Genomic DNA, 22,184 nt, shown 5'->3' with positions numbered 1-22,184 from the left:
CTCACAACAAAAAATACGGAGACAAAATGAAGACAAACAAGCACATCAAAAAAAGCCTGCTGGCAGCAGCAACGATCATGCTTTGCGCCAGCCTCAATGCGCAGGCACAGATCAAGATAGGCGTGACCATTTCATCTACAGGCCCGGCGGCCTCGCTGGGCATCCCCGAGAAAAATGCGATTGCCATGCTGCCCAAGGAAATCGCGGGTAAAAAAGTCGACTATATCGTCCTCGACGATGCCTCAGACACCACGCAAACCGTGACCAATACGCGCAAGCTGATTTCGGAAGAGAAAGTCGATGCCATCATAGGTTCGACCACTACGCCCAACTCCCTCGCCATGCTAGGCGTCATCGGTGAAGGCAAGACCCCGACCATCAGCCTGGCATCCAGCAACCGCATCATAGAACCCATGGATGCGAATAAAGCCTGGATGTTCAAGACCCCGCAGACCGACACCATGATGGCGATTGCGATCGCCGAAGACATGAGCAGGAAAGGTATCAAGACCATGGGCTTCATCGGTTTCTCAGATGCCCTGGGTGAAGCCTTTCTGGTGGAAGTGACGAAGTATGCCGAGCTGAAAAAAATCAAGGTCGTCGCGACAGAACGTTTCAGCCGCAGCGATAACAGCGTGGTCGGCCAGGTCTTGAAACTGATGTCCAGTAATCCAGAAGCCATCGTCGTCGGTGCATCCGGTACGCCCGCCGCCCTGCCACCCAAAACCCTGGCAGAGCGTGGCTATAAAGGCCGCATCTACCACAACCACGGCGTCGCCAACAGCGACTTCCTGCGCGTTTGCGGCAAAGACTGCGATGGCACCTTCCTGCCTACCGGCCCGGTCATGGTCGCCAAACAACTGGCTGACAACAACCCCGTCAAAAAAGCCGCGCTGGATTTCTCCAGCAAATTTGAAACCACTTACGGCGCAGGCAGCCTGGCCGCATTCGCCTCCTATGCCTGGGACGCTGGCCTGCTGCTGCAACAAGCCATCCCCGTCGCCTTGAAGAAAGCTGCGCCCGGTACTGCAGAATTCCGCGCAGCCTTGCGTGATGCCCTGGAAGCGACACAAGGACTGGCTACCACCAATGGTGTAGTCAATATGAGCAAAACTGACCACCTGGGTCTCGATCAAAGGGCCCGTGTCATGGTGCAGATCAAGGGTGGGAAGTGGGTTTATCAGGCGGAGTAAAAACCAGGTCTTGCAGGAGAGGCTTTAGCCGCGAACATTTCGTCTTAGCAGGCAATTCGCAGCTAAAGCCGCTCCTGCACAGCATCGTTTGATCACACTCAATAATGCGGTGGCCTCTCATCCACCACCGCAGTCTGCTGACTCGCCGCCACAGCTACTTCCCGCAGGCGCGCTGCCATTGCAGTGCACAGTGCCTCCAGCTCGTCGATTTTCTTTTGTTGCCTGTACACCTGGGTATTGAGGGTGTCGACCAGGTCATCCTGACGGGTCAGGCGTATTTCCAGGTCTATCAGTCTTTCTTCTGTCGTCATGGTGTCGCTTTCATTTAATCAGGTGCACAGTATGCCATACCAGTCTGGTATGCTAGTGGACTGGTATTCTCTGCTTACAAGCAAGCTGCGCAAGTGGTATGCCCTGATTAGCTAAAAAATAAAAACCTGTTGACCCGACTTGCCTGCGCTTGCATGCTATGTATATGAAAATTACAGACCTCTCCCCACGTCCCCTGCTGTCCAGTTTGTCCTGCCTGTTTGGCATACTGGTCTTAGCCACTCCGGCCCATGCCAAAGAAGTCAGCAAGCCTGCGGTAAAGGCGCAAAATAAACCTGTCGTGATGGCTTATTATGCACTCGACAAAGAAGAAATCAATCATTATGACGAGGGCAAAGTTGCCTTCCCGGTGTCAGCGATTACCGCCGAAAAAGCACGCATGCTGACGCACCTGAATTTTTCTTTCCTGACCATCAGCCAGGATGGGAAATGCATACTGGAAGAAGGCACGAAGCTGCCAGCAGCAGCAAAGATTTTCCAGGAATTGCAGGGCTTGAAAAAACATAATCCTGATTTGCGTTTGCAATTTTCCATCGGTGGCTGGGGCTACAGCAATGACGAAAGCCCTACCGTAGGCCGTTACCGCACTGCCGCTGCAACAGCAGACAATAGAAAAAAACTGACACAGTCCTGCGTAGATATGGTGCGTGAATATGGTTTCGACGGTATCGACATAGACTGGGAATATCCGCGTGCAGAAGATGCCCGGAACTTTGTTGATTTGCTCAAGGAAATGCGCACGCAACTGGGCCAGTTGAAAGCCACCAGGCCGGACAACAAGCTAACCCCGCAACTGACGATCGCTGTAGCTGGTGGCGCTTTCAATATGGCGCGCACCTACCTGCATTTGCCACAAATCGCGGCCCAGGTTGATTACATCAATCTCATGAGTTATGACCTGACTGGCCCATGGGAAAAACTGACGAACCACAATGCCCATCTGTTTGGTGATGCGCGTGAACACATGTTTGATAATCCCCTGCGCGCCCTGCCCATCAAACCGGCATTGAGCAAGAAGGCACTGGAACAACGCTTCCCTTCACCTTTGCCGCTGACTGTGGATGCCACCGTACAGCAATACCTGTATGCCGGTGTGCCAGCCAGCAAGCTGGTGCTGGGCTTGCCATTCTATGGCCGTGCTTATTTCCAGGTAGAAGCCGGAGAGAACCGTGGTCTGTATCAACCCTTTGTCACGCCTGCAGGTGATGTGTATGCAGGTGACCCCAGCTTGCTGGTGGGTTGTGACACCTGTACTGCCCGCAAAGACCCACGCATGCCAGGCTATGGTGAAATCAAGAAACTGCTGGCCGCCAACCTGGGTTATCAGTCTTTTTTCAGTAATGAGACCAAGGTGCCATGGATATATAACGCAGAAAAGAAAATCTTCATCAGCTATGACAATGAAATTTCTTTCGCTTACAAAATCGCTTACCTGAAAAAATACAAGCTGGCCGGTGCCATGTTCTGGCATCTGGGGCAGGACGATGAAGAGGGTAGTCTGCTACGCAGCCTGTATACAGGATTGAATCCTGAGGCAGGTTTGCAGGGTGGTTTGCATTACGAGCCCAAATAAGGAATATCAAAGCGAACTGTTCTCTGTAGGAGCGGCTTCAGCCGCGAACACGCCATGCGGTGAATTGTTCGCGGCTGAAGCCGCTCCTACAATATATGCATCCACACAAGCTCTTTAGATATTAAATTTAGCTATTAAAAAACGCCCTCTGCTGAAATCTCATTCCCGCCAGAATCTGCTCAATCCTGTCATCAGTCAAGCACCCTATGTATTCACCAAGCTGAGTCTTGGCTATCGACGATACCTGGGACACCACGACCACGCTTTGCTTCTCCAGACCAGCCTCACCGGCATCGAGCATGACATTGCCCGGCTCGGTCACGCGCTTGAGGTTGGTCGTCAGGGCGCAAATAATGACCGTAGTGATGCGTGAATGATTGAAGACATTGTCTTGCACAATCACATGTGGATGAGCCAAGCCAGCAATATTGCCACGTTCTTCATCAGGGCAGGCCCAGTAAATCTCACCGCGATTAATCATGCCCTGCATGCAGCACCGTATCAAACTGCTTTAAAAAATTGTCCACTGCTGTCGTGTAGGTATTATCCAGACCCAGGTTTTTATTGATCTCTGCATGGCTAAGGCTTTGCGGCAGCAAGACAGCCTGCATGCCCAGGGATTTGGCTTTGTGGATGAATACTTCAGCCTGAGCACAGGGTTTGTCTGGCCTTATGCTGGAGCAGACTGCCATGAAAGGCGAGGCCAATTGCTTCAATTGCAGGCTGGGTGAGGCAGCCTGCCAGTAGGCGGGGTCCGTGCCAAAGGCATCATCATAAAAGCGATAATGTTTTTGCTCCATGATCTTGCTGATATCGTAAGCGGCACTGTCGAGGGAGACAGTGGCCAGCCATGCTGAAGCACCAGCTTTTGCAGCGATTGCGGGTGAGCTGGCCAGCAGTGATACCAGATGGGCGCCAGCAGAGTGGCCCATGAGGATGAAACGGTTGCGCGAGCCGCCCCATTCTGCCGCCTTGGTTTGCGCCGCCGCCAGTGCTTTGGCCACATCATCTGCCTGCTCCAGGGGCTTTATCTCTGGCAGCATACGGTAATTGATGGAGATGAAGACATAACCCCTGGGCAGCCAGTGCGCTACCTTGTTTTCGACCACGCCACGGGCAGTCTTGCTACCTGTTCTCCAGGCACCGCCATGCACCATGAAGATCACAGGCATGTTTTTCTGGCTTGCTGCATTGGCGGGCAGGTAGATGTCCATGGTCTGCTGCTTGTCGCTGCCATAGGCAATGTCACGCAAAACCCTGGTACCGGCAGGCAGGCCCTGGGGAGCAAGATCTGTTGTTTCCGGGTCACTCATTTCATTTTTTTCTGCGGCCTGCGCGTCTCTCTGCTCTTTTCTCTCCTGGCGTTTTTCCATGATCTTGTCGCGCAGCACACCTGCACTGGCTGAAGCAACAGGCAAGGCCAGCGACACTACCAGGCAAAGCGCCAGCGCAGGCAATGCAGGACGTGGAAAGACAGACATAGGGAATGACACAGGCATCTTGTACTCCGTTAGCAGGGATGAAAAGAAAAGCAGGTGTAATGCTTATCTTATAAAAACTGTGGGACTTTATTCCAGTTAATTATTGCAACATTTGTTACTTGAGCCCGTAAACAAGCAACAGCCCTCATGGTGGGTGTGCAAAGCGGCCCGAGTTTGTGCGAATATAGCAGGCATCAACCGTATGGAGCGCCTCCTATGTTGCTGCACTGCCTGCCGTCATTCTGCCGCTACCAGCCGGAGGCAAGATGCTAGGCTATTTGCGCAGCCTGATCAGGCGTTTCAGCAAGGACCAGTCTGCCGACGCCCTGCAAGCCGTGACAGTATTCAGCGAACCTGAAGATATCGTGGCAGAAGAGGGGGCCTGGCAAGCAGCATTTGATGTTGATTCACGCTTTTACCCCTGGTTGCTGGGTGTGCATGGCAAGCAGATACAGCACGGCGCAGAAAAACCCTTGCTGATCGCGCTGGACCGTCTGGTGCGTGCCGACTTCAGCGATACCCGCCACATACCACGCGTACCCAGCGTGCTGCCGCAATTGCTGAAAAGCCTGCGCAATGAAAATGTCTCTGTCGATGAGCTGGCCAACCATATTTCCAGGGATGTGACTTTGCTGGCCGAGATCATCAGCGAAGTCAACAGTTCTTACTACAGCCCGGCAGACAAGATCAGCAATCTCGACAATGCCATACGCCTGCTGGGCATCAATGGCTTGCGCCTGCTGGTAGCACGCACGGCTTTCAGGCCACTGATACAACTGCAGTCCGGACGTATCACCAGCGTGGTTGCACCTTTGATCTGGGAACAGTCAGAAAAATGCGCGCAAGCCTGCCGCCTGCTGGCACAAGATAGAGGGCTGGATGGTTTTCATGCTTATCTCGCAGGTCTTTTGCAAAACATAGGCTTGATCATTGCCTTTCGCAGTCTTGATCAAATCATGCTGGCCCCGGTCATGCCACTGGCTACCGAATTTCGCCTGCGTTTTTTTCACATGGCGCATATCCTGTCTTACCGCATTGCCAAAGAATGGGATTTCCCCGATGCCGTCATGCAGGCACTCAAAGCCCAGGTCAGTCATGAAGGTGAATTGCAGGATCTGGGTCTGGTGCTGAAACAGGCGAGTGACATCAGCAAGATCAGATTGCTGGTGAATGCTGGTGTCATTGATGCCGATGAGGATGAATTGCGTTTATCGGCAGACGCAGAAATGCAGCGCTGTTTAACAGCGCTGCATTCGCAGGAAGAACCTTAGAGGCTGTTGCAAAATTAACCTGGCGTTGTTGCGCCGCCCGCATGTAAAACCCAGTGCTAAAGCACTGTCTGCGCCGACGACGCCTAGCCGGGGACGCCAAGTTAGTTTAACTTTGCAACAGCCTCTGATACCCTTTGCCCATTTTCAAAACAAAAACTTCCGTCTGTTTGTCGAAAATCTTTGTTTTAAAAACGGGCTGTCATGAAGAAAAAAACCGTTTGCACTTCCTGGCATCCCTTGTGGCTTTGGCGATTGCTATCGCTCACAAAACACATGCTCATCAGCCTTGTACGTGCTTGCGGGATGCTGCTTTTTCTGCCAGTTGCTGACGTTCAATCTGGTCTTCCATATCGATCGCCAGTTTTTCTTGCGCAGTCAATCTTTTAGCACTGATCAGCACAGTGTGTGTGACGTTTTGTGCCAGGTTGTCAGCAGTGTCGTAGGCCAGTTTTTGTTCTGCAGTCATGCGTTTTGCAGAGATGGTTACGCTGGCGATGCTGGCGACATTCTGGCTTGCTTCAGCCTTGCCTTGTGTGAAAGCAGCAGTGATTGCCAGTGCGCCAGTCAACAATGCTGTAGACAAAATCAGGCCAGTTTTGAATGTGTTGTTGTATGTGTTTTTCATTTCGTTTTCCTCTTTGTGGTTGGTTGATGTGTGTACTTTAGAACTTGCGCTGTCAATTCGCGAGGGGCATGCGACGAAATGCAGGAAACTGAGAATGAAGTGTCAAAAACACCTCTTCAACGATTTTTGAGGCGCGCACTTTGACGAGTAAAACGGGCTGACAAGCGAGGTAGCAGAGGTGATCTGCGTAAGATGAAATGCCTGAGGAAGAAAACCGTCGCTGCGCGGAATTACCGGGCGATGGTCTATGCGTTTCAAGACTGAGGGCTTACCGGAAAGCTCACATTCATGCCAATTGGAAATATGACTAAACAATGACATTCACAAATCGTATAACGGTCATCTAAACATGTAATTGGATTGGCAAGTTTCCTTCTTGTAACATGAACTTGTTTTTAATCAACCAAGGAAATAAACATGATCACCGTTATCGTTTTTGCTCAAATTCTGGCAACTATCGTTATGCTGACTGCTGCTCTGACTGACTGATCGTTGTCCTGTTGTAGTCTCTTGTCGTAGTAGTATCTGTATTATTGTGTAGTCGTCGTTGTAACAGCATTCGTTGTAAGTTCTTAGTAATGTCAACATCGGCATATCCATGCCAGATGAGCAAGTTTCACTATCCGCACAAGCGCGACCGACAGGCGTCGCGCTGAGGCGTACCGGATTCATGGCAGGCTACCTGCACTAGAGGCGTACAATAGTGGTTTTAGCCGCTCCCGCCATCTGTATCATGACCATCCTGCTGACTACCCTGAATGCCCGCTATTCCCATGCTTCGCTGGGATTACGCTATTTGCTTGCAAACATGGGCGAGTTGCAGCCAGTCACACAAATCCAGGAATTTGTTATCGGTGCACGCAGTACCGACATCGTCGAACGTATCCTGGCCTTGCGCAAACCCGGCGAAAAGTTCATCGTCGGTTTTGGTGTGTATATCTGGAATGTCGTGGAAACCACGCAAATCGTTGCGGTATTAAAACGCGTGGCACCTGAGGCGGTGGTCATACTCGGCGGCCCTGAGGTATCGCATGAAACTGCCGACCAGGAAATCATACGCCTGGCCGACTATGTCATCACTGGTTGGGGCGACGTCAGTTTTGCCAGCCTGTGCCAGCAAATCCTGAAAGGTCCGCAACCACTGATGAAAGTACACGCAGGCGTACAAGCGCCTATGGCCGACATACAATTGCCTTACCATTTGTATAGCGACCAGGATATCCGTCACCGCACCCTGTATGTGGAAGCGTCGCGCGGCTGTCCTTTCAAGTGTGAATTCTGTTTGTCTGCACTCGACAAGACGGCCTGGCCATTTGATATAGACCAGTTCCTGCAAGAGATGGAAGGGCTATATCAGCGTGGTGCGCGGCTGTTCAAGTTTGTCGACCGTACCTTCAACCTGAATATCAAAACCAGTTTGAAGATCATGCAATTCTTCCTCGATAAACTCGAAGCTGCGCCGCATGATCCTGTGTACGCGCATTTTGAAGTGGTGCCTGATCATTTGCCGGATGCCTTGAAAGAAGGCATACAAAAATTCCCGGAAGGCAGCCTGCAATTCGAGATAGGCATACAAAGCTTTAATCCAGAAGTGCAGGCATTGATCAGCCGCAAGCAAAACAATGACAAGGCCGCCGAGAATATACGCTGGCTTTGCGAACATTCGCATGCGCATTTGCATGTGGATTTGATTGCGGGCTTGCCTGGTGAAACCATGGAGAGTTTTGCCCAGGGTTTTAACAAGCTGGTGGCACTGGGTCCGCACGAGATACAGTTCGGCATCCTGAAGCGCCTGCGCGGCACGCCCATCATCCGTCATACTGAAGCCTATCAACTGGCCTTTGACCCACAACCACCTTACACCATCCTGGCCAACAAGGACATCGCCTTCGCCGATATGCAAAGGCTGATACGCTTTGCCCGCTATTGGGACCTGATTGCCAATTCAGGACGTTTTTCCCATAGCCTGCCCTTGATACTGGCAGATACTGCTTTCGAAAATTTCATGGCCTTGTCTGACTGGCTGTTTGCCAATACCGATGCCACCCACCGCATCGCCCTCGACAAGCTGGCAGCCCTGGTCAACAAGTGGCTACTGGAAGTACAGGGCACTGCCGCAGAAGCGATACAGCTGGCCATGTCGAGCGACTATGCAGGTCAGGCCATGCACAAGCAGGGCAACAAGGCTGACCCTTCTGCTCCACAAAGACAAACCCGGAAAGAAGCCGCCAGGGAAGTGACGAAATCCATCCCGCAGAGACAGGCGCGGCATATGGTGGCGTGATCCCGCATACACTACGCAGGCGCTGATTAATTTTTACAATAGTGGGTTGATCAACTCAAATGCATCCTCAGCAATAACTTTGCCTGAGAAAACACCCGCTACTGCCATTTCAAATCTTTCCTTGAATGCATAGGTTTCGTCGGCACTCAAATCGAGAATTGTAAAAACATCGTTCTGATCGAAATGCGCCATGAGTAGTCTGTCTACATTTGCTTGCAGCCTGACTATTGCCTCAGCCAGTTGCTTATCAACTGTCTCGGCATCTTTCAGTTCATGCGCTGCCAGGACAAGATCGCGATGCAGCAGCCAGAATTCTTTCTTGTTCCATGTCCCGTATTCCGTGAGTTGTTCATAAAAGCTGCCTTCCCAGTTTGGGTGCTCTGGCAGGTTACGCAAGATATGTACAAACATCAAAACTTGCACCTTCATTTCTCTACTTGCATTGGCACTTGCACACTTATTTATCACTGATAAGTATGCGGCTGATCTCGCCGGATTTTCGTCCCAACAGGATGGCTGCATTGAGCTTGCGTATCCATTCTTCATACTGGCTACCAACAGCAGCAAAATGCAATTCGTCGACCAGCATGGGTTTGGACAAGACCTTGAAGCCCTGTTCCACTGTTTTGTCTGTAGTGCTGGATTCCTTGCGCAAGATGCGCAGCAATAATTGTTCGACCTCGTCTGCCTGGGCGCGGCGGTCGCCAAAGATCATCACATCCATTCTTTTATTGATGAGTTTTTTCAGGCGTGCGCCATGCGAGCCTATGTCTTCTTCTACCTGGAACAGGACATTGCGCTGGCTATCGAATTCATCACCATAGCTGGTGCCACGTATGATACCAACGGTCTTGCCTTTTAAATCCAGCATGCTGTTATAAGTGAAGGTGGCATCACTACGCGTGACCAGCCAGACATAGTTGGCATAGATGGCTTCAGAAAACTGATATGTCTGCAAGCGTTCGCGGTTTTTTGACAAACCAAAAACTATGCCTTCACCGGCCCTGGCATTGATCAACAGCCGCGTCCAGGGATAGCGCCGGATTTCAAATTTGATTTGCAGCTGATGTTCAAAGTAATTCAGTAGCTGGCGGATTTCATCGCGTATGGGCACCATGTCACCGGCGTCATTACGCAGCTCGCGTATCAGCAAAACCAGCTTTTCCTGTTTTGCCGTTTCAGTTGCTTTAATTGACGAAGAGGTAAATAAGCCAAACACAAAAAATAATAGCAGGCACAGCGGCAGCCACCATCTGCGTACAAGGTCAGAACGATCTGGCTGGACTAGGGTAGGCATGCTTGATGACTCTTGTGTTAGCTCTTGTGATAAATCTTTTACAGGCTTCCTGGCTTCAGGCAAATTTTTCCAGCAATGAGGCCAGCCGCCTGGTACTGGCGATGGCTTCTTCTGTAGTCTCTGCCTTTTCTGCATGGGTGACAACTGCACTGGTCAGCAAAGTAACAAAAGAGCGGTCCAGCGCCTTGCGTGCTGCCGACATTTGTTGCGCGACCGCCTCACAGTCGGCCGGCACTGCTGCCTTGGCGATCAGTTTTTGTACCCCACGCAATTGCCCTTCTACCCTGGCCAGGCGGTGTAACAGGTCTTTCTTTTGCTGCTCGTTCAAAGCCGTGCCTTGCACTATTTTCAGTGGGGGAGTATCTGCCATGAAAAGCCTCCTTCGCTATGGTGATTTTAAATCCGATACTGCTACTGAGTATCCTACACCAGTCAGTCCTGGATGGGGAAACGGATTTTCACGCGTAAGCCTGGCAAAACCGACAAGCCGATGCTGTCTGTTTGAGCGTCTTCTTGCAGGCTGGCATCAGCCAGGCTGATATCGCCGCCATGCAGCTTGACGATGTCATGGACTATGCATAAACCAAGGCCAGTGCCACCAGGGTTCATGACAGAACTGGCGGAGGCGCGGTAAAAGGGTTCAAACACTTTTTCACGTTCAGCTTCAGGTATGCCCGGGCCGGTATCCTGGATATCGATCACTGCTTGCCCTTCTTGAAAATAAACCCGCAAGATGATGCGCCCGCCTTCTGGCGTATAGCGTATGGCATTGTCCAGCAAGTTGCTGAGCATTTCATGCAGCAGCAAGGTGTTGCCGCGATAGGAAATAGCTTCATCGGCTTCCAGTGCCAGGTCGATTTGTTTGCGCACGGCGGGCATGGCCAGTTCCAGGCAAACTTCTTGCGCCAGCTGGTTCAGCAAGATATATTCCAGCTCGGCTGCGGCAGCACCATGGCCAGTACGCGCCAGTGTCAGCAGGCGGTTCGCCAGATGCACCGTGGCATCGGTAGTCTGGGCGATGCTGGCAACGATTTGGCGCATGGCTGCTGCATCGTTTTCACGCAAGGCCAGTTCGGCCTGGGTTTTCAATACTGTCAGCGGCGTGCGCAACTGGTGCGAGGCATCGGCGATGAAGCGTTTTTGTCCATTGATCAAAGTCTGTAGCCGCGCCATATAGGCATTCATGGCATTCACCAGCGGGCGTATTTCCTTGTGCACGACATTTGGGTCAAAATCAGACAAGTCGGTAGGCTCACGTGCTTCTACATCAGCACGCAATTGCATGATGGGTGAGAGTACGAAACGCAGAGCGACCCAGACCATGAGTGCCACGGCCAGCACCAGTGCGGCCTGGCGCAACAGGGTATCGATAAGAATTTTACGTGACAGGCCGCGCCGGGCATCCATGGTTTCGCCGACTTCTATCAGGGCTATGCCACGCATCTGGTCGTCATACACAGGCTGGTGCAGGGCGGCGATGCGCACAGCCTGGTCCTGATAATCAGCGTGAAAAAAATGTACCAGGGCGGGATAGATTTCTGAGCGTGGCACATTTTTTGGCAGGTCCGGCAGGTCTTCATAACCGGACACAAATTCGCCATTGACGCCAGTCACCTTGTAATACAGACGCCCCAGGGTATCGGTTTCAAAACTGTCCAGCGCCACATAGGGTACATTCGCCACTACTTTGCCATCGACAATCTGCACCCTCTCTGCCAGCGCCCTGGCAGAAGCCAGCAGCGAACGGTCATAGGCAAGGTCCGCCGCATCGAGCGCATTGCGGTAAACCGAAAAAGCATTCAAAGCCACCAGCAAGACCAGGGGTATCAATAACCAGCGCAAGAACTGCCCGCGTAAACTCCCGAGTCGATAAGGCCTGGCCATCAGCGTGCTTCCAGCAAATAACCTATGCCACGCAGGGTAACGATGACGACCTTGCCAGTGCTGACGGTGTCGAGTTTTTTTCTTAGCCTGTGGATATAGATTTCTATGGCATCCAGATTGGCATCGTCATCCAGGGCGAACACTTCATCAAACAGCTTGTCCTTGGATACCGCCTGGCCGGGGCGGCTGATCAGGGTTTCCAGCACCGCATATTCACGCGGCGTCAGTGACAGCGGCAGGCCTTCGTAATGGAACTGCCGTATGACGGTATCAAAACTCAACGCACCGCAAGTCAGGGTGACGGCCTCATTACCCTGGGCACGGCGCAACAGGGCTTTGACACGGGCCTCCAGTTCGGCCAGCTCAAATGGCTTGGGCAGGTAATCATCTGCACCAGAGTTCAGGCCCTGCACGCGGTCATTCAGCCCACCACGGGCCGTCAGTATCAATACCGGTGTCTTGCTGCCACGGGCACGCATGCGTTTCAGCACATCCATGCCATCCATCCTGGGCAGGCTCAGATCAAGAATCACCAGCGCATACTCCTGAGTATGCAAAAGCGCATCGGCATCTGCGCCGTTCATGGCAGTTTCCACCGTCAGATGCGCATCGCGCAGAGCCTTGGCCAGCCAGTGGGATAACTCGATATGGTCTTCAACTAATAGTATGCGCATACACAGCCTGTTCACTCCAGATACACGCTAGGCTACCAGCCTGATTCAAAAGCGTCACTATTTCTGTAACTATTTCTGACATGGAAAACCCCGGACTTTCAATAAACGCATCGTATTTATGCCAGGTCTGACCTAAGATAAATTTATAAACTTTCTGCCTGACAAGATAATCTTATAGATTTAACAACCAGGGGGCTGAAATGACATCGATGTTGACAAAGTTATTGCTATGGCAAAAATTTGTGCTACTCAGCGTAATAGCTCTGATTTTGACAGCCATACCGACTGCCCTGTATTACCTCGAATCTTCCAAAAACCTGGATGCAGCGCTGGCTGAAAAACAAGGCTTGCCAGCCATGGCCCTGATACTTAAAACGGTACAACTGACGCAACAGCACAGAGGATTATCCGCACTGGTACTGGGCGGTATCACAAGTGAAAAAGAGAAGCGCGAAGCCAAGCAGAAAGAGGCCGATAATTCATATGCAGGCATGGCTGCGATAGTCAAAAAAATCAATGACAAAGCCATCACCGATGCCTGGAACAAGGCCGAACAAGACTGGAGCACCTTGCGTGAGCAAGTTACCAAAGCCACAATCGCCGTACCTGCCAGTTATCAGGCCCACAGCGCCCTGGTCCCCAAACTGCTGCTGGTCAATGATCTTATCGGCGATTATTATGGTCTCAGCCTTGACCCCAACATAGACAGTTATCAGCTGATACAGGCGATGTACTATGTCCAGCCCTACCTGACGGAAGAACTGGGGCGCATGCGCGCCAAGGGTGCCGGGTTGCTGGCGAAAAAAGAAGCGACACAGGAAGACAAGATGGTGGTATCTGATCTTGTCGCGAGATCAAATGACCGCACCCAGCAGATGAACAATTCTTTCAACAAGGCCGTACTCAGCAATCCCGATATCGAGAAAAAACTCGGGGCCATCATGAAGGAAGCTACCGGACAAGCCATGGGCGCGATGAAAGTGGCCACTGAAAAAATAGCCAAGGCCGAGACCCTGGATTTTTCATCGGTAGAATATGTACAACTGACTACCCGGGCCATAGACACACAATTCCAGTTAAATGCCGATGCAAGCAAGGAATTGCACAGCATACTGGACCAGCGCATCAGTGATTTTTACCAGCTCAGGTGGACCATGATCTTTGCCATGCTGGCACTGATTTGTGTAGCTGGTTTGTTTGCCAGGGCCATAGCACGCTCAGTCAGCATGCCGCTGGAACAAGCCATCGTAGTGGCGCAACATATTGCCAGTGGTGACCTGCGCTTCCCGGTTGACATCAATGGTCACAATGAAACCGGTCGTCTGTTACAGGCACTTGAAGATATGCGTGTCAGCCTGATCGACATAGTCGGCAATGTCAGGGACAGCATAGAAAATATCAATAATGGCACACACGATATTGCCAGGGGTAACGTGGACTTGTCAGCACGTACCGAGACCCAGGCTTCCAGTCTGGAAGAAACCGCTTCGTCAATGGAGCAAATGACAGGTACGGTCAGGCAAAACTCCGACAGCGCCAGACAGGCCAATCAACTCGTCAATGATGCCAGCAAGGTAGCCACCGACGGCGGTGGTATCGTCAGCCAGGTTATCCACACCATGGAAGCCATCAATGACAGTTCCCGCAAGATTTCTGAAATTATTGGCGTCATAGACGGCATCGCCTTCCAGACCAATATCCTGGCCCTGAACGCCGCCGTCGAAGCCGCCCGCGCAGGTGAACAAGGCCGTGGCTTTGCCGTAGTCGCCACCGAAGTCCGCAACCTGGCCCAGCGCAGCGCCACCGCTGCCCGAGAAATCAAGGGCCTGATAGGCAGCAGCGTAGAACAGGTCGACGCCGGTAACGAACTGGCTGGCCATGCTGGTAAAGCCATGAACGATATCGTCGCCAGCGTCAAACGCGTCACCGACATCATGTCAGAAATCGTCACCGCCACGGCAGAGCAAAGCACAGGCATAGAACAAATCGACCTGGCCATCACACAAATGGATGAAATGACCCAGCAAAACGCCGCCCTGGTAGAACAGGCTGCTGCAGCCGCCGAAGGCTTGCAGGAACAATCGCAGGCGCTGGTGCAGACGGTGAGTGTGTTTAAGTTGTAAAGGGACGGTATTTTCACTAACGACAAAAGGACGCGCAGGCGTCCTTTTTGATTTGTTGGGTTGCAATACACGAAGCAATCTGAATAAAGGATGTGTTGACGTTGTTTTTGACCTTCGCAGTTCCCATGTGTAGGCGCCGTTTGTGCAGTACAGAAAATGGATCAAGAAGAGCCGCTGTTTGAGCGAAGCGAGTTTCGGATCTTCCCATTTTTTGTACTGCATAAACGGGAACCCCGCAGGGGCGACTACGCCTGGGTCGCCTTTCTTTGAATTCTTTCTTTGGCGACGCAAAGAAAGAATTTCGGCTGCCGGGCCGAGACCCGGCTTGTATCTACGGAGGGCGATCGTTTTAATCAAAGTGTGGCATGTAACAAACAATATGCTATATCACGAACGTCACTGGATTCCAGCCAAACCCACGCTGGAATGACGTTTATAAGATTACCCCAATGCACCCAATATGCGAATATCCGCGCATCACAATTCCTCAAAAGCTTAATCACTGCAAGCAAACTGAAAGCCTCCCAGCTCTATGCTCCCTTACAAAAAAAATTCCGGAGACTATCATCATGAAGCCCTTACGCCTCAGTTTCTTCCTGCTCGCCTGCTTCATCTGCCCGACCCTCGCCATTGCAGAAGGCAAAATCGTCATAGGCCAGTCGGTAGAATTGTCGGGCCAGGCCACTGGCAAGGAAAACCGTGAAGGTGCACAGTTATACTTTGACGCACTGAACCGCCAGGGCGGCATTCATGGCAAAAGCATAGAACTCATCAGCTATGATGACAAGCGTGATCCGGCGCTGACCAAAGAAAATACCCTGAAACTCATCAACGAAGACCATGCGATTGCCCTGTTTGGCTACCGTAGCACGCCGACTATAGAAGCCATCCTGCCACTGCTGGACAAGCATGCAATACCACTGGTCGCTCCTTTTTCTGGCGCGCTGAGCCTGCATCAGCCTCTGCAGCCCCAGGTATTCAATCTGCGGGCCAGCTACCAGGATGAGACGGCCAAAATGGTGGACTCGCTGGCCGACCTGAGAATCAGCAAAGTCGCCATCCTGCATCAGGATGACAGCTTTGGTAAAGATGGCCTGAACGGCTTTGTCAGCAATCTGGAAAAACGCAACATGCGTGCGGCTGTCATCGCCAGATACGATAGAAAGGAAATGAAAGTCGATGCAGCCGTTGTCAGTATCGCGGCAGCATCCCCGCAAGCGGTATTGATGGCATGCACACCAGCCGCTTGCGCCGACTTCATACGGCAAATGCAAAAACTGGGGCAGAGACCACAATTTTTAATGCTGTCGAATGTCAATTCTGATGATTTTTTCAAATCCCTGGGAGCAGAAGGCCGTGGCATAGGTGTCATGCAAGTCATGCCTTATCCACGGGACATAGGCATACCTGTGGTCAAGGAATTGCAAAAAGCCTTGAAATCGGCAAAAAATCCGCCGCCTTTGTCCTATGCTGTACTGGAAGGCTATGTTGCTGCAAAATTAATGGCTGAAGCTTTGCGCCGCGCTGGCGCCAATCCAGATTCAAGGAAGTTACTGCAGGCACTGGAAAACATGCGTAATGTCCATCTGGGTGGCGTAGAAGTCAGTTACGGCCCCAAAGACCATGATGGCTCGCATTTTGTAGAACTGACCATCGTTGGTAAAAATGGTGTGATATTGCGGTAAGCTAGAACTCATTTCATAAATAGGGTGAGTGCGAACAAGACGATTTGGGATGCAGTGCAAGGCGTGGCCCGCTGCTAAGGCTGCTGCCTTAGCGAGGGGCGCAACGCAGCAATGCGCCCAAATCGTCAGTTCCCGAAGGGTTTGCCTCATAACGCGCATTGGACTGCGTTGGACTCGTTGTCAATAGGAAAAGCTATTGACTGCCTCGTCCGCCTTGCTAGCCCACGTTATGAGGCAAACGCATCTCACTCTATTTATGAAATGAGTTCTCGCGTCGCAGTCCGTCAGGCTCATCTATTGTGAAAGCGTACTGAAAGATTCGTTTCGGTATGATCCATGTAACCCATCCACTATGGTCTTATCATGCAAATCCGGTATACACATCTGACATTCTTGCTGAGCAGCCTGCTGGCCTGCATGCATGCGGGTGCAGTCCAGCCGGTGGCAGCGGTGACAGCAGCAGAAAAGCCCGGGGCAGCCATGTGCATAGTCCCGGCCAAACCCGGTGGCGGCATGGACCTGACCTGCAAGCTGGCACAGCAGGCGCAACAGGCACAACAGACAGGCGTCAGTCAGCCCATGCAAATCAATTACCTGCCTGGCGGCGTGGGCGCAATTGCCTGGACCACCATCATTTCCCAAAGAAAAGCCGAGGCGAATACCCTGGTTGCCTATTCCGGCGGTTCTTTACTGAACCTGGCCGAAGGCAAGTTTGGCAAATCTGATGCCAGCCATGTGCGCTGGGTGGCAGCGATCGGTACCGATTACGGCATGATCGCAGTCCGCAAGGATTCCCCCTACAAAAACCTGCGTGAGCTGATGGAAGCCATCAAGAGCAAGCCTGCCAATATCGCCATCGGTGCCGGTGGCACAGTAGGCAGCCAGGACTGGCTGAAAATGGCCCAGATTGGCAAGCAACTGGGTATAGATTCCAAATCCATGCGCCTGGTGGCGTTTGAAGGCGGCGGCGAATCTTTCACTGCCTTGCTGGCTGACCACGTACAAGCGGTCTCTGGCGATGCCTCTGAAGCAGCCCTGCATGCCCGCGATGACAAGATACGCGTACTGGCTGTGCTATCCGATGCCCGCCTGCCTGGCCCACTGGCAAATGTGCCCACGGCGAGGGAGCAGGGCTTTGACGTCACCTGGCCGATTATCCGTGGCGTCTACATGGGGCCGCAAGTCAGCGACAAGGACTATCAAAGATGGGTCACTTATTTCCAGCAAGCCATGAATACCCCGGCCTTTGATGAGCAAAGAAAAATCCACGGCCTGTTTCCCTTTGCCATGACAGGCAAGGAGCTGACAGAATATATACAAAAAGCTGTCAGTAATTACCGCCTGCAAGCGAAAGAATTTGGCATGGTGCGTTAACACTTGCCAGTAGCACGTTCAAATCAGTTCACTCAACTTGTATTACCCGAACAAACAATAACAGGAGAAGACAAATGCAAACAAAAAATTACTTCATCAAGAGCATGGCCGCACTCGCTGTCGGCAGCATCATGATGCTCAATGCACAGGCGCAGGCACCAGCGGGTTATCCGGCTGATTACAGCAAGATCGTCGATGGCGCAAAAAAAGAAGGCAAGCTGGTCATCTACAGCGCGACGGATACCAAGGCAGTGGAGTCGCTGATAAAGGATTTTCGCAGCATGTATCCGGATGTGCAGGTCGAATACAATGACATGAATTCCACCGAAGTATATAACCGCTATATCTCGGAAATGGCTGCTGGTGGCAATAGCGCCGACCTGATGTGGTCTTCTGCCATGGACTTGCAAACCAAACTGGTCTCTGATGGCTATGGCATGCAATATGCATCGCCAGAAATCAGCGGCATACCGCAATGGGCCATCTGGAATAATTCTGCTTACGGTACGACTTTTGAACCGGCAGTTTTCGTTTATAACAAGCGTCTCGTCAGTGCCGATGAAGTACCCAAAACCCATGCAGAATTTGCCAAGCTCATCAACAGCAAGCTGGATAAATTCAAAAACAAGGTGACGACTTACGACATTGAAAAATCTGGCGTAGGTTTCATGTTCATTACCCAGGACAGTCGTGAAAACAAAGAATTCTGGGAACTGGCCAAAGCCTTCGGCAATGCCAGCGTGCGCGTGCAGTCATCTACCGGCACCATGCTGGAACGTCTGTCTTCCGGTGAAAACCTGCTGGGTTATAACATCCTTGGTTCCTATGCTCTGGTACGCGCTGCCAAAGACCCATCGATAGGTGTGCAAATCCCCAAGGATTACACCCTGGTCTTGTCACGCGTGATGTTCATCAGCAAAGCCGCCAAGCACCCGAACGCAGCCAAACTGTGGCTGGATTACACACTCTCCAAGCGCGGCCAGACCATGATCGCCAATGAAGCCAAGCTGTATGCTATACGCGCTGACGTCAAGGGTGAAACCACGTATTCTGACCTGGCAAAACTGATTGGTGTGGGCCTCAAGCCTTTGCCAGTCAACCCTATGTTGTTGCAATACCTTGATCAAAATAAACGCCTCGCTTTCCTGAAACAGTGGAAAGAAACTGCGGGCAAAAAATAAGCCTGTAAAGCTGTCGCAATGCCGGTTCAGCACCACTGGCATTGCGAATCGCATCCCACGGCCATTTCTCGGCCGCTAACATAAACGCAACCACATTCTTAATGGGCCTAGCATGAGCACCCTGAGTCTACCCCCACGCAGCCGGTGGTCACAATTCAACTGGCCGCGTGGCCTGGTTGTGACGCTGACGCTGCTGGCGATATTTACGCCGCTGTCACTGATTTTATTCCAGAGTTTTTTGAATGCCCCTTTCTTTTCACCGGTAAAAGAGCTGGGCCTGGATTCTTATCGCTTCATTTTCGACGACCCTGATTTTCGCCAGGCTTTCTGGAATGGTCTTATCCTCGCCTCAGGTCTGGCCGGGATTGCCGTGCCACTGGGTGGCTTGCTGGCTTTCCTGATGATACGTACCGATTTGCCAGGGCGCAGCTGGATAGAACCGATGTTGCTGGTGCCTATCTTTGTTTCGCCCATGGTGATGGGTTTTGGTTATGTGGTATCCATGGGGCCAGTTGGTTTTTATACCCTGTGGGTCAAGCAGATGACCGGGGTGGAGCCATGGAATATCTACTCCTTCTTCAGTATCGTCCTGATCGCTGGTCTGACCCATGTGCCGCATGTCTACCTGTATTCATCTGCAGCCCTGAAGAGTCTGGGTTCTGACGTGGAAGAAGCAGCACGTGTCGCCGGTGCGTCACCTTTCCAGGTCGCCATGCATGTGTCACTGCCCATGATCATGCCAGCGCTGGCTTTTGCTGCGGTGCTGGTGTTCTTCCTGGGTTTTGAAGTCTTCGGTCTGGTACTGGTGCTGGGTGATCCGGAAGGCCATCTGGTGCTGGCGACTTATCTGTACAAGCTCACCAATAAACTGGGTACACCGTCTTATCATCTGATGGCGGCTGCAGCAGTCTGTCTGGTGGCAGTGACCATGCCACTGGTCATGGTACAACGCTGGCTGTTGAAATCAGCGAATAAATATGTGTCTATCAAGGGCAAGGGCTCACGCCAGAAACCGCTGCCACTGGGCAAGTGGAAATGGCTGGCTTTTGGCGTACTGGCCGCCTGGCTGATCTTTACTATCGTACTGCCACTGTCTGGCATAGTGCTGCGCGCCTTCGTCTCCTACTGGGGTGAAGGTGTCAAGCTGGCCGATGTGATCACCCTGCAGCATTTCAAGGATATCCTCGAACAACCTTCGCTGATGCGCGGCATTTTCAATACTGTGCTGATAGGTATCATCGGCGGTGCGCTGGCAGTGATTTGCTATGCTGGCATTGCCCTGGCCATGCACCGCAAACCGGATGGCATTACCCGCCTGCTCGACTATAGCGTACTGGTGCCACGTGCAGTCCCCGGTCTGCTGGCTGGCCTGTCTTTCCTCTGGGTCTTCCTGTTCGTGCCCAGCTGGCTCGAAGGGGGTCTTAAGGGTTTTGATAATGCCTTCTGTGTCTGGTTGATAGAAAACGTCATCCCGCAATTACGCGCCTTGCGTTCCACCATCTTTTCGGTATGGATTGCTTATTCCGTGGTGTGGATGGCTTATGGCTTGCGCCTGATTTCCACAGCCCTGCTGCAGGTTGGCCCTGAGCTGGAAGAAGCGGCCCGCGCCGTTGGTGCCAGCCGTGGCCAGGTCACGCGTGATGTGACCCTGCCTCTGGTCAAGTTTGGTTTGCTGGGTGCCTGGCTCATGGTCTTCCTGATTTTTGAGCGTGAATATTCAACTGGCGTGTACTTGCTGTCGCCAGGCACTGAAGTCATTGGTGCCTTGATCGTTTCACTGTGGGCGGGTGGTTCTGTTGATCTGGTGGCAGCACTGTCCTTCATCAATATCACTCTGGTAGCCATAGGTCTGGGTCTGGCCCTGCGTTTTGGCGTGAAGCTGAGTCATTGAAGCTGAGACATTGAGCCAGCCACTTAGCCAGCCACTGATAGCGCAGCAAGAACAAAACATTACATAGCCTTAAAAAATTATACGAGAGCACACTATGTCTGAATTAAGCGTAAAAGATCTGACCCTGGAATATGGTTCCGGAGCGACTGCCAACCCCATTCTCAAAGGCGTGTCGATGAACTTGCAGCGTGGCGAAGTCGTCGCCCTGCTCGGCCCTTCCGGCAGCGGCAAGACTACCTTGTTGCGCGCAGTCGCCGGACTGGAGTCGCCCAAGACAGGCACCATCACCCTGGGTGAACGCGCCATTTTTGATGGCAGCAAAGGGCTGGAAATACCGGCCGAACAACGCAACCTGGGCCTGGTATTCCAGTCCTACGCCTTGTGGCCACATAAAACTGTATTTGACAATGTCGCCTATGGTTTGAAACTGCGCAAACTGGGCAATAGCGAGATCAGTGACAAGGTCAAGGATGTATTGGGCCAGCTTGGCCTGGGTCATCTGGGCGAACGTTTCCCGCATCAATTGTCGGGCGGCCAGCAACAACGTGTGGCGATTGCCCGCGCGCTGGTATACAACCCACCGGTTATCCTGCTGGATGAACCGCTGTCCAACCTCGATGCCAAGCTGCGTGAAGAAGCACGTGCTTTTCTGCGTGAACTGATCGTCAGGCTGAATCTGTCGGCGCTGATGGTCACGCATGACCAGGGTGAGGCGATGGCGATCTCTGACCGCATCCTGTTATTGAACAACGGCGTTATAGAGCAGCAAGGTACGCCACAAAGTATGTATGAAACCCCCAACACTTTGTTTACCGCTGAATTTATGGGCAGTAATAACAAGCTGAAAGGCAAGATCGTGCAGCGTAATGGCGACACCGCCACCATCAGCGTCAATGGCGAGCAATTGAAAGCCACGGTGCGCGGCAAAGATGTGGCGGAGGAAGTCACTGCCATCATCCGCCTGGAAAAAGTCAGAATCACCGACAGCCATACCGAGAATGCCATCAAGCTGCCACTGACTACCTGCATGTATCTGGGTGACCGCTGGGAATGTCTGTTTGGCCCCGCAGAAGGCGGCTTGCGGGCATACTCGCCATTCAAGCTCACCCCTGGCGATTATTATCTGCAACTGGATGCCGACAAGCTCTGGCTGTACTGAGGCGCAACCACTACAACCTGGCCATGCCAGGCTGCCAACAAGCCCACATAGTGCAAAACTTTGTGGGCTTTTTGTTACTTTAATGAAAAATCCGGCATCCTGAGACATACTTAGGTATCACTGCTATTGCCGCGACCTGGATATGCGGTCATCATGCCT

Annotated in this window: 19 protein-coding genes; 10 read left to right on the top strand and 9 right to left on the bottom strand. The window is 52.1% G+C overall.

The window, feature by feature from the left end:
* The first annotated feature begins 26 nt into the window (after nucleotides 1–26).
* Nucleotides 27–1,193, top strand: coding sequence for an ABC transporter substrate-binding protein (locus DFR42_RS08125; RefSeq protein WP_110254486.1), 1,167 nt, complete (start codon nucleotides 27–29; stop codon nucleotides 1,191–1,193).
* Nucleotides 1,194–1,291: 98 nt separating this feature from the next.
* Here the strand turns inward: DFR42_RS08125 and DFR42_RS08120 are convergent, their stop codons facing one another.
* The gene (locus tag DFR42_RS08120) at nucleotides 1,292–1,504 is read right to left on the bottom strand and encodes a SlyX family protein (protein WP_110254485.1); all 213 of its coding nucleotides are present in this window, start codon (nucleotides 1,502–1,504) and stop codon (nucleotides 1,292–1,294) included.
* 164 nt (nucleotides 1,505–1,668) lie between these two features.
* Here DFR42_RS08120 and DFR42_RS08115 point away from each other — a divergent pair, with 164 nt between their 5' ends.
* A complete protein-coding gene (locus DFR42_RS08115) occupies nucleotides 1,669–3,096 on the top strand; it encodes a glycoside hydrolase family 18 protein (RefSeq protein ID WP_170133447.1) in 1,428 nt (475 codons plus the stop codon).
* Nucleotides 3,097–3,223: 127 nt separating this feature from the next.
* Here the strand turns inward: DFR42_RS08115 and DFR42_RS08110 are convergent, their stop codons facing one another.
* Both DFR42_RS08110 and DFR42_RS08105 read right to left on the bottom strand, forming a co-directional pair.
* Nucleotides 3,224–3,577, bottom strand: a complete 354-nt coding sequence (locus tag DFR42_RS08110; protein WP_245936883.1) for a type II toxin-antitoxin system PemK/MazF family toxin — start codon at nucleotides 3,575–3,577, stop codon at nucleotides 3,224–3,226.
* The gene (locus tag DFR42_RS08105) at nucleotides 3,570–4,595 is read right to left on the bottom strand and encodes an alpha/beta hydrolase fold domain-containing protein (RefSeq protein ID WP_245936882.1); all 1,026 of its coding nucleotides are present in this window, start codon (nucleotides 4,593–4,595) and stop codon (nucleotides 3,570–3,572) included. The genes DFR42_RS08110 and DFR42_RS08105 overlap by 8 nt, the downstream gene beginning before the upstream one ends.
* A 248-nt stretch (nucleotides 4,596–4,843) precedes the next feature.
* On the opposite strand from DFR42_RS08105, the gene DFR42_RS08100 reads away from it, so the two are divergent.
* Nucleotides 4,844–5,848: an HDOD domain-containing protein gene (locus tag DFR42_RS08100; RefSeq protein ID WP_110254481.1), complete on the top strand. Its 1,005-nt coding sequence runs from the start codon at nucleotides 4,844–4,846 to the stop codon at nucleotides 5,846–5,848.
* 280 nt (nucleotides 5,849–6,128) lie between these two features.
* Here the strand turns inward: DFR42_RS08100 and DFR42_RS08095 are convergent, their stop codons facing one another.
* Nucleotides 6,129–6,473, bottom strand: coding sequence for a hypothetical protein (locus DFR42_RS08095; protein WP_110254480.1), 345 nt, complete (start codon nucleotides 6,471–6,473; stop codon nucleotides 6,129–6,131).
* A gap of 733 nt (nucleotides 6,474–7,206) precedes the next feature.
* Between DFR42_RS08095 and DFR42_RS08090 the strand changes: the two genes are divergently transcribed.
* Nucleotides 7,207–8,757: a B12-binding domain-containing radical SAM protein gene (locus tag DFR42_RS08090; protein ID WP_110254479.1), complete on the top strand. Its 1,551-nt coding sequence runs from the start codon at nucleotides 7,207–7,209 to the stop codon at nucleotides 8,755–8,757.
* 33 nt (nucleotides 8,758–8,790) lie between these two features.
* Here the strand turns inward: DFR42_RS08090 and DFR42_RS08085 are convergent, their stop codons facing one another.
* The 5 genes from DFR42_RS08085 to DFR42_RS08065 all read right to left on the bottom strand — a co-directional run bounded on the left by DFR42_RS08085 (nucleotide 8,791) and on the right by DFR42_RS08065 (nucleotide 12,612).
* Complete coding sequence (locus DFR42_RS08085; protein ID WP_170133446.1) at nucleotides 8,791–9,168, bottom strand: Imm41 family immunity protein; 378 nt, start codon at nucleotides 9,166–9,168, stop codon at nucleotides 8,791–8,793.
* Nucleotides 9,169–9,214: 46 nt separating this feature from the next.
* Nucleotides 9,215–10,054, bottom strand: coding sequence for a substrate-binding periplasmic protein (locus DFR42_RS08080; protein ID WP_170133445.1), 840 nt, complete (start codon nucleotides 10,052–10,054; stop codon nucleotides 9,215–9,217).
* Nucleotides 10,055–10,109: 55 nt separating this feature from the next.
* The gene (locus tag DFR42_RS08075) at nucleotides 10,110–10,424 is read right to left on the bottom strand and encodes a metal-sensitive transcriptional regulator (protein WP_110254476.1); all 315 of its coding nucleotides are present in this window, start codon (nucleotides 10,422–10,424) and stop codon (nucleotides 10,110–10,112) included.
* A 62-nt stretch (nucleotides 10,425–10,486) separates the two neighbouring features.
* A complete protein-coding gene (locus DFR42_RS08070) occupies nucleotides 10,487–11,938 on the bottom strand; it encodes a sensor histidine kinase (RefSeq protein WP_110254475.1) in 1,452 nt (483 codons plus the stop codon).
* A complete protein-coding gene (locus DFR42_RS08065) occupies nucleotides 11,938–12,612 on the bottom strand; it encodes a response regulator (protein WP_110254474.1) in 675 nt (224 codons plus the stop codon). Before DFR42_RS08065 ends, DFR42_RS08070 begins: the two co-directional genes overlap by 1 nt.
* Nucleotides 12,613–12,812: 200 nt before the next feature.
* Here DFR42_RS08065 and DFR42_RS29865 point away from each other — a divergent pair, with 200 nt between their 5' ends.
* The 6 genes from DFR42_RS29865 (at nucleotide 12,813) to DFR42_RS08035 (ending at nucleotide 22,025) form a co-directional block, all read left to right on the top strand.
* A complete protein-coding gene (locus DFR42_RS29865) occupies nucleotides 12,813–14,735 on the top strand; it encodes a methyl-accepting chemotaxis protein (protein WP_281275142.1) in 1,923 nt (640 codons plus the stop codon).
* Nucleotides 14,736–15,304: 569 nt separating this feature from the next.
* On the top strand, nucleotides 15,305–16,420 hold the full coding sequence (locus tag DFR42_RS08055; RefSeq protein WP_170133444.1) for an ABC transporter substrate-binding protein: 1,116 nt from the start codon (nucleotides 15,305–15,307) through the stop codon (nucleotides 16,418–16,420).
* Between the two features lie 363 nt (nucleotides 16,421–16,783).
* Complete coding sequence (locus tag DFR42_RS08050; protein ID WP_110254471.1) at nucleotides 16,784–17,794, top strand: Bug family tripartite tricarboxylate transporter substrate binding protein; 1,011 nt, start codon at nucleotides 16,784–16,786, stop codon at nucleotides 17,792–17,794.
* 104 nt (nucleotides 17,795–17,898) lie between these two features.
* The gene (locus tag DFR42_RS08045; RefSeq protein WP_110254975.1) at nucleotides 17,899–18,975 is read left to right on the top strand and encodes an ABC transporter substrate-binding protein; all 1,077 of its coding nucleotides are present in this window, start codon (nucleotides 17,899–17,901) and stop codon (nucleotides 18,973–18,975) included.
* A 112-nt stretch (nucleotides 18,976–19,087) separates the two neighbouring features.
* The gene (locus DFR42_RS08040; RefSeq protein WP_110254470.1) at nucleotides 19,088–20,866 is read left to right on the top strand and encodes an ABC transporter permease; all 1,779 of its coding nucleotides are present in this window, start codon (nucleotides 19,088–19,090) and stop codon (nucleotides 20,864–20,866) included.
* 94 nt (nucleotides 20,867–20,960) lie between these two features.
* Nucleotides 20,961–22,025, top strand: coding sequence for an ABC transporter ATP-binding protein (locus DFR42_RS08035; RefSeq protein ID WP_110254469.1), 1,065 nt, complete (start codon nucleotides 20,961–20,963; stop codon nucleotides 22,023–22,025).
* Nucleotides 22,026–22,184: the final 159 nt, after the last annotated feature.

The organism is Undibacterium pigrum (genome assembly GCF_003201815.1).
GTDB classification, from domain to species: Bacteria; Pseudomonadota; Gammaproteobacteria; order Burkholderiales; family Burkholderiaceae_D; genus Undibacterium; species Undibacterium pigrum.
This window is presented reverse-complemented; position numbering and strand designations above follow the sequence as displayed.

What these genes read in the sequence shown, in the direction of transcription:
- DFR42_RS08035 (WP_110254469.1), top strand. Translation starts at nt 20,961, where the DNA reads ATGTCTGAATTAAGCGTAAAAGATCTGACCCTGGAATATGGTTCCGGA.
- DFR42_RS29865 (WP_281275142.1), top strand. Translation starts at nt 12,813, where the DNA reads ATGACATCGATGTTGACAAAGTTATTGCTATGGCAAAAATTTGTGCTA.
- DFR42_RS08110 (WP_245936883.1), bottom strand. Translation starts at nt 3,577, where the DNA reads ATGATTAATCGCGGTGAGATTTACTGGGCCTGCCCTGATGAAGAACGT.
- DFR42_RS08105 (WP_245936882.1), bottom strand. Translation starts at nt 4,595, where the DNA reads ATGCCTGTGTCATTCCCTATGTCTGTCTTTCCACGTCCTGCATTGCCT.
- DFR42_RS08120 (WP_110254485.1), bottom strand. Translation starts at nt 1,504, where the DNA reads ATGACGACAGAAGAAAGACTGATAGACCTGGAAATACGCCTGACCCGT.
- DFR42_RS08075 (WP_110254476.1), bottom strand. Translation starts at nt 10,424, where the DNA reads ATGGCAGATACTCCCCCACTGAAAATAGTGCAAGGCACGGCTTTGAAC.
- DFR42_RS08100 (WP_110254481.1), top strand. Translation starts at nt 4,844, where the DNA reads ATGCTAGGCTATTTGCGCAGCCTGATCAGGCGTTTCAGCAAGGACCAG.
- DFR42_RS08065 (WP_110254474.1), bottom strand. Translation starts at nt 12,612, where the DNA reads ATGCGCATACTATTAGTTGAAGACCATATCGAGTTATCCCACTGGCTG.
- DFR42_RS08045 (WP_110254975.1), top strand. Translation starts at nt 17,899, where the DNA reads ATGGCCGCACTCGCTGTCGGCAGCATCATGATGCTCAATGCACAGGCG.
- DFR42_RS08115 (WP_170133447.1), top strand. Translation starts at nt 1,669, where the DNA reads ATGAAAATTACAGACCTCTCCCCACGTCCCCTGCTGTCCAGTTTGTCC.
- DFR42_RS08055 (WP_170133444.1), top strand. Translation starts at nt 15,305, where the DNA reads ATGAAGCCCTTACGCCTCAGTTTCTTCCTGCTCGCCTGCTTCATCTGC.
- DFR42_RS08085 (WP_170133446.1), bottom strand. Translation starts at nt 9,168, where the DNA reads ATGTTTGTACATATCTTGCGTAACCTGCCAGAGCACCCAAACTGGGAA.
- DFR42_RS08080 (WP_170133445.1), bottom strand. Translation starts at nt 10,054, where the DNA reads ATGCCTACCCTAGTCCAGCCAGATCGTTCTGACCTTGTACGCAGATGG.
- DFR42_RS08090 (WP_110254479.1), top strand. Translation starts at nt 7,207, where the DNA reads ATGACCATCCTGCTGACTACCCTGAATGCCCGCTATTCCCATGCTTCG.
- DFR42_RS08125 (WP_110254486.1), top strand. Translation starts at nt 27, where the DNA reads ATGAAGACAAACAAGCACATCAAAAAAAGCCTGCTGGCAGCAGCAACG.
- DFR42_RS08040 (WP_110254470.1), top strand. Translation starts at nt 19,088, where the DNA reads ATGAGCACCCTGAGTCTACCCCCACGCAGCCGGTGGTCACAATTCAAC.
- DFR42_RS08050 (WP_110254471.1), top strand. Translation starts at nt 16,784, where the DNA reads ATGCAAATCCGGTATACACATCTGACATTCTTGCTGAGCAGCCTGCTG.
- DFR42_RS08095 (WP_110254480.1), bottom strand. Translation starts at nt 6,473, where the DNA reads ATGAAAAACACATACAACAACACATTCAAAACTGGCCTGATTTTGTCT.
- DFR42_RS08070 (WP_110254475.1), bottom strand. Translation starts at nt 11,938, where the DNA reads ATGGCCAGGCCTTATCGACTCGGGAGTTTACGCGGGCAGTTCTTGCGC.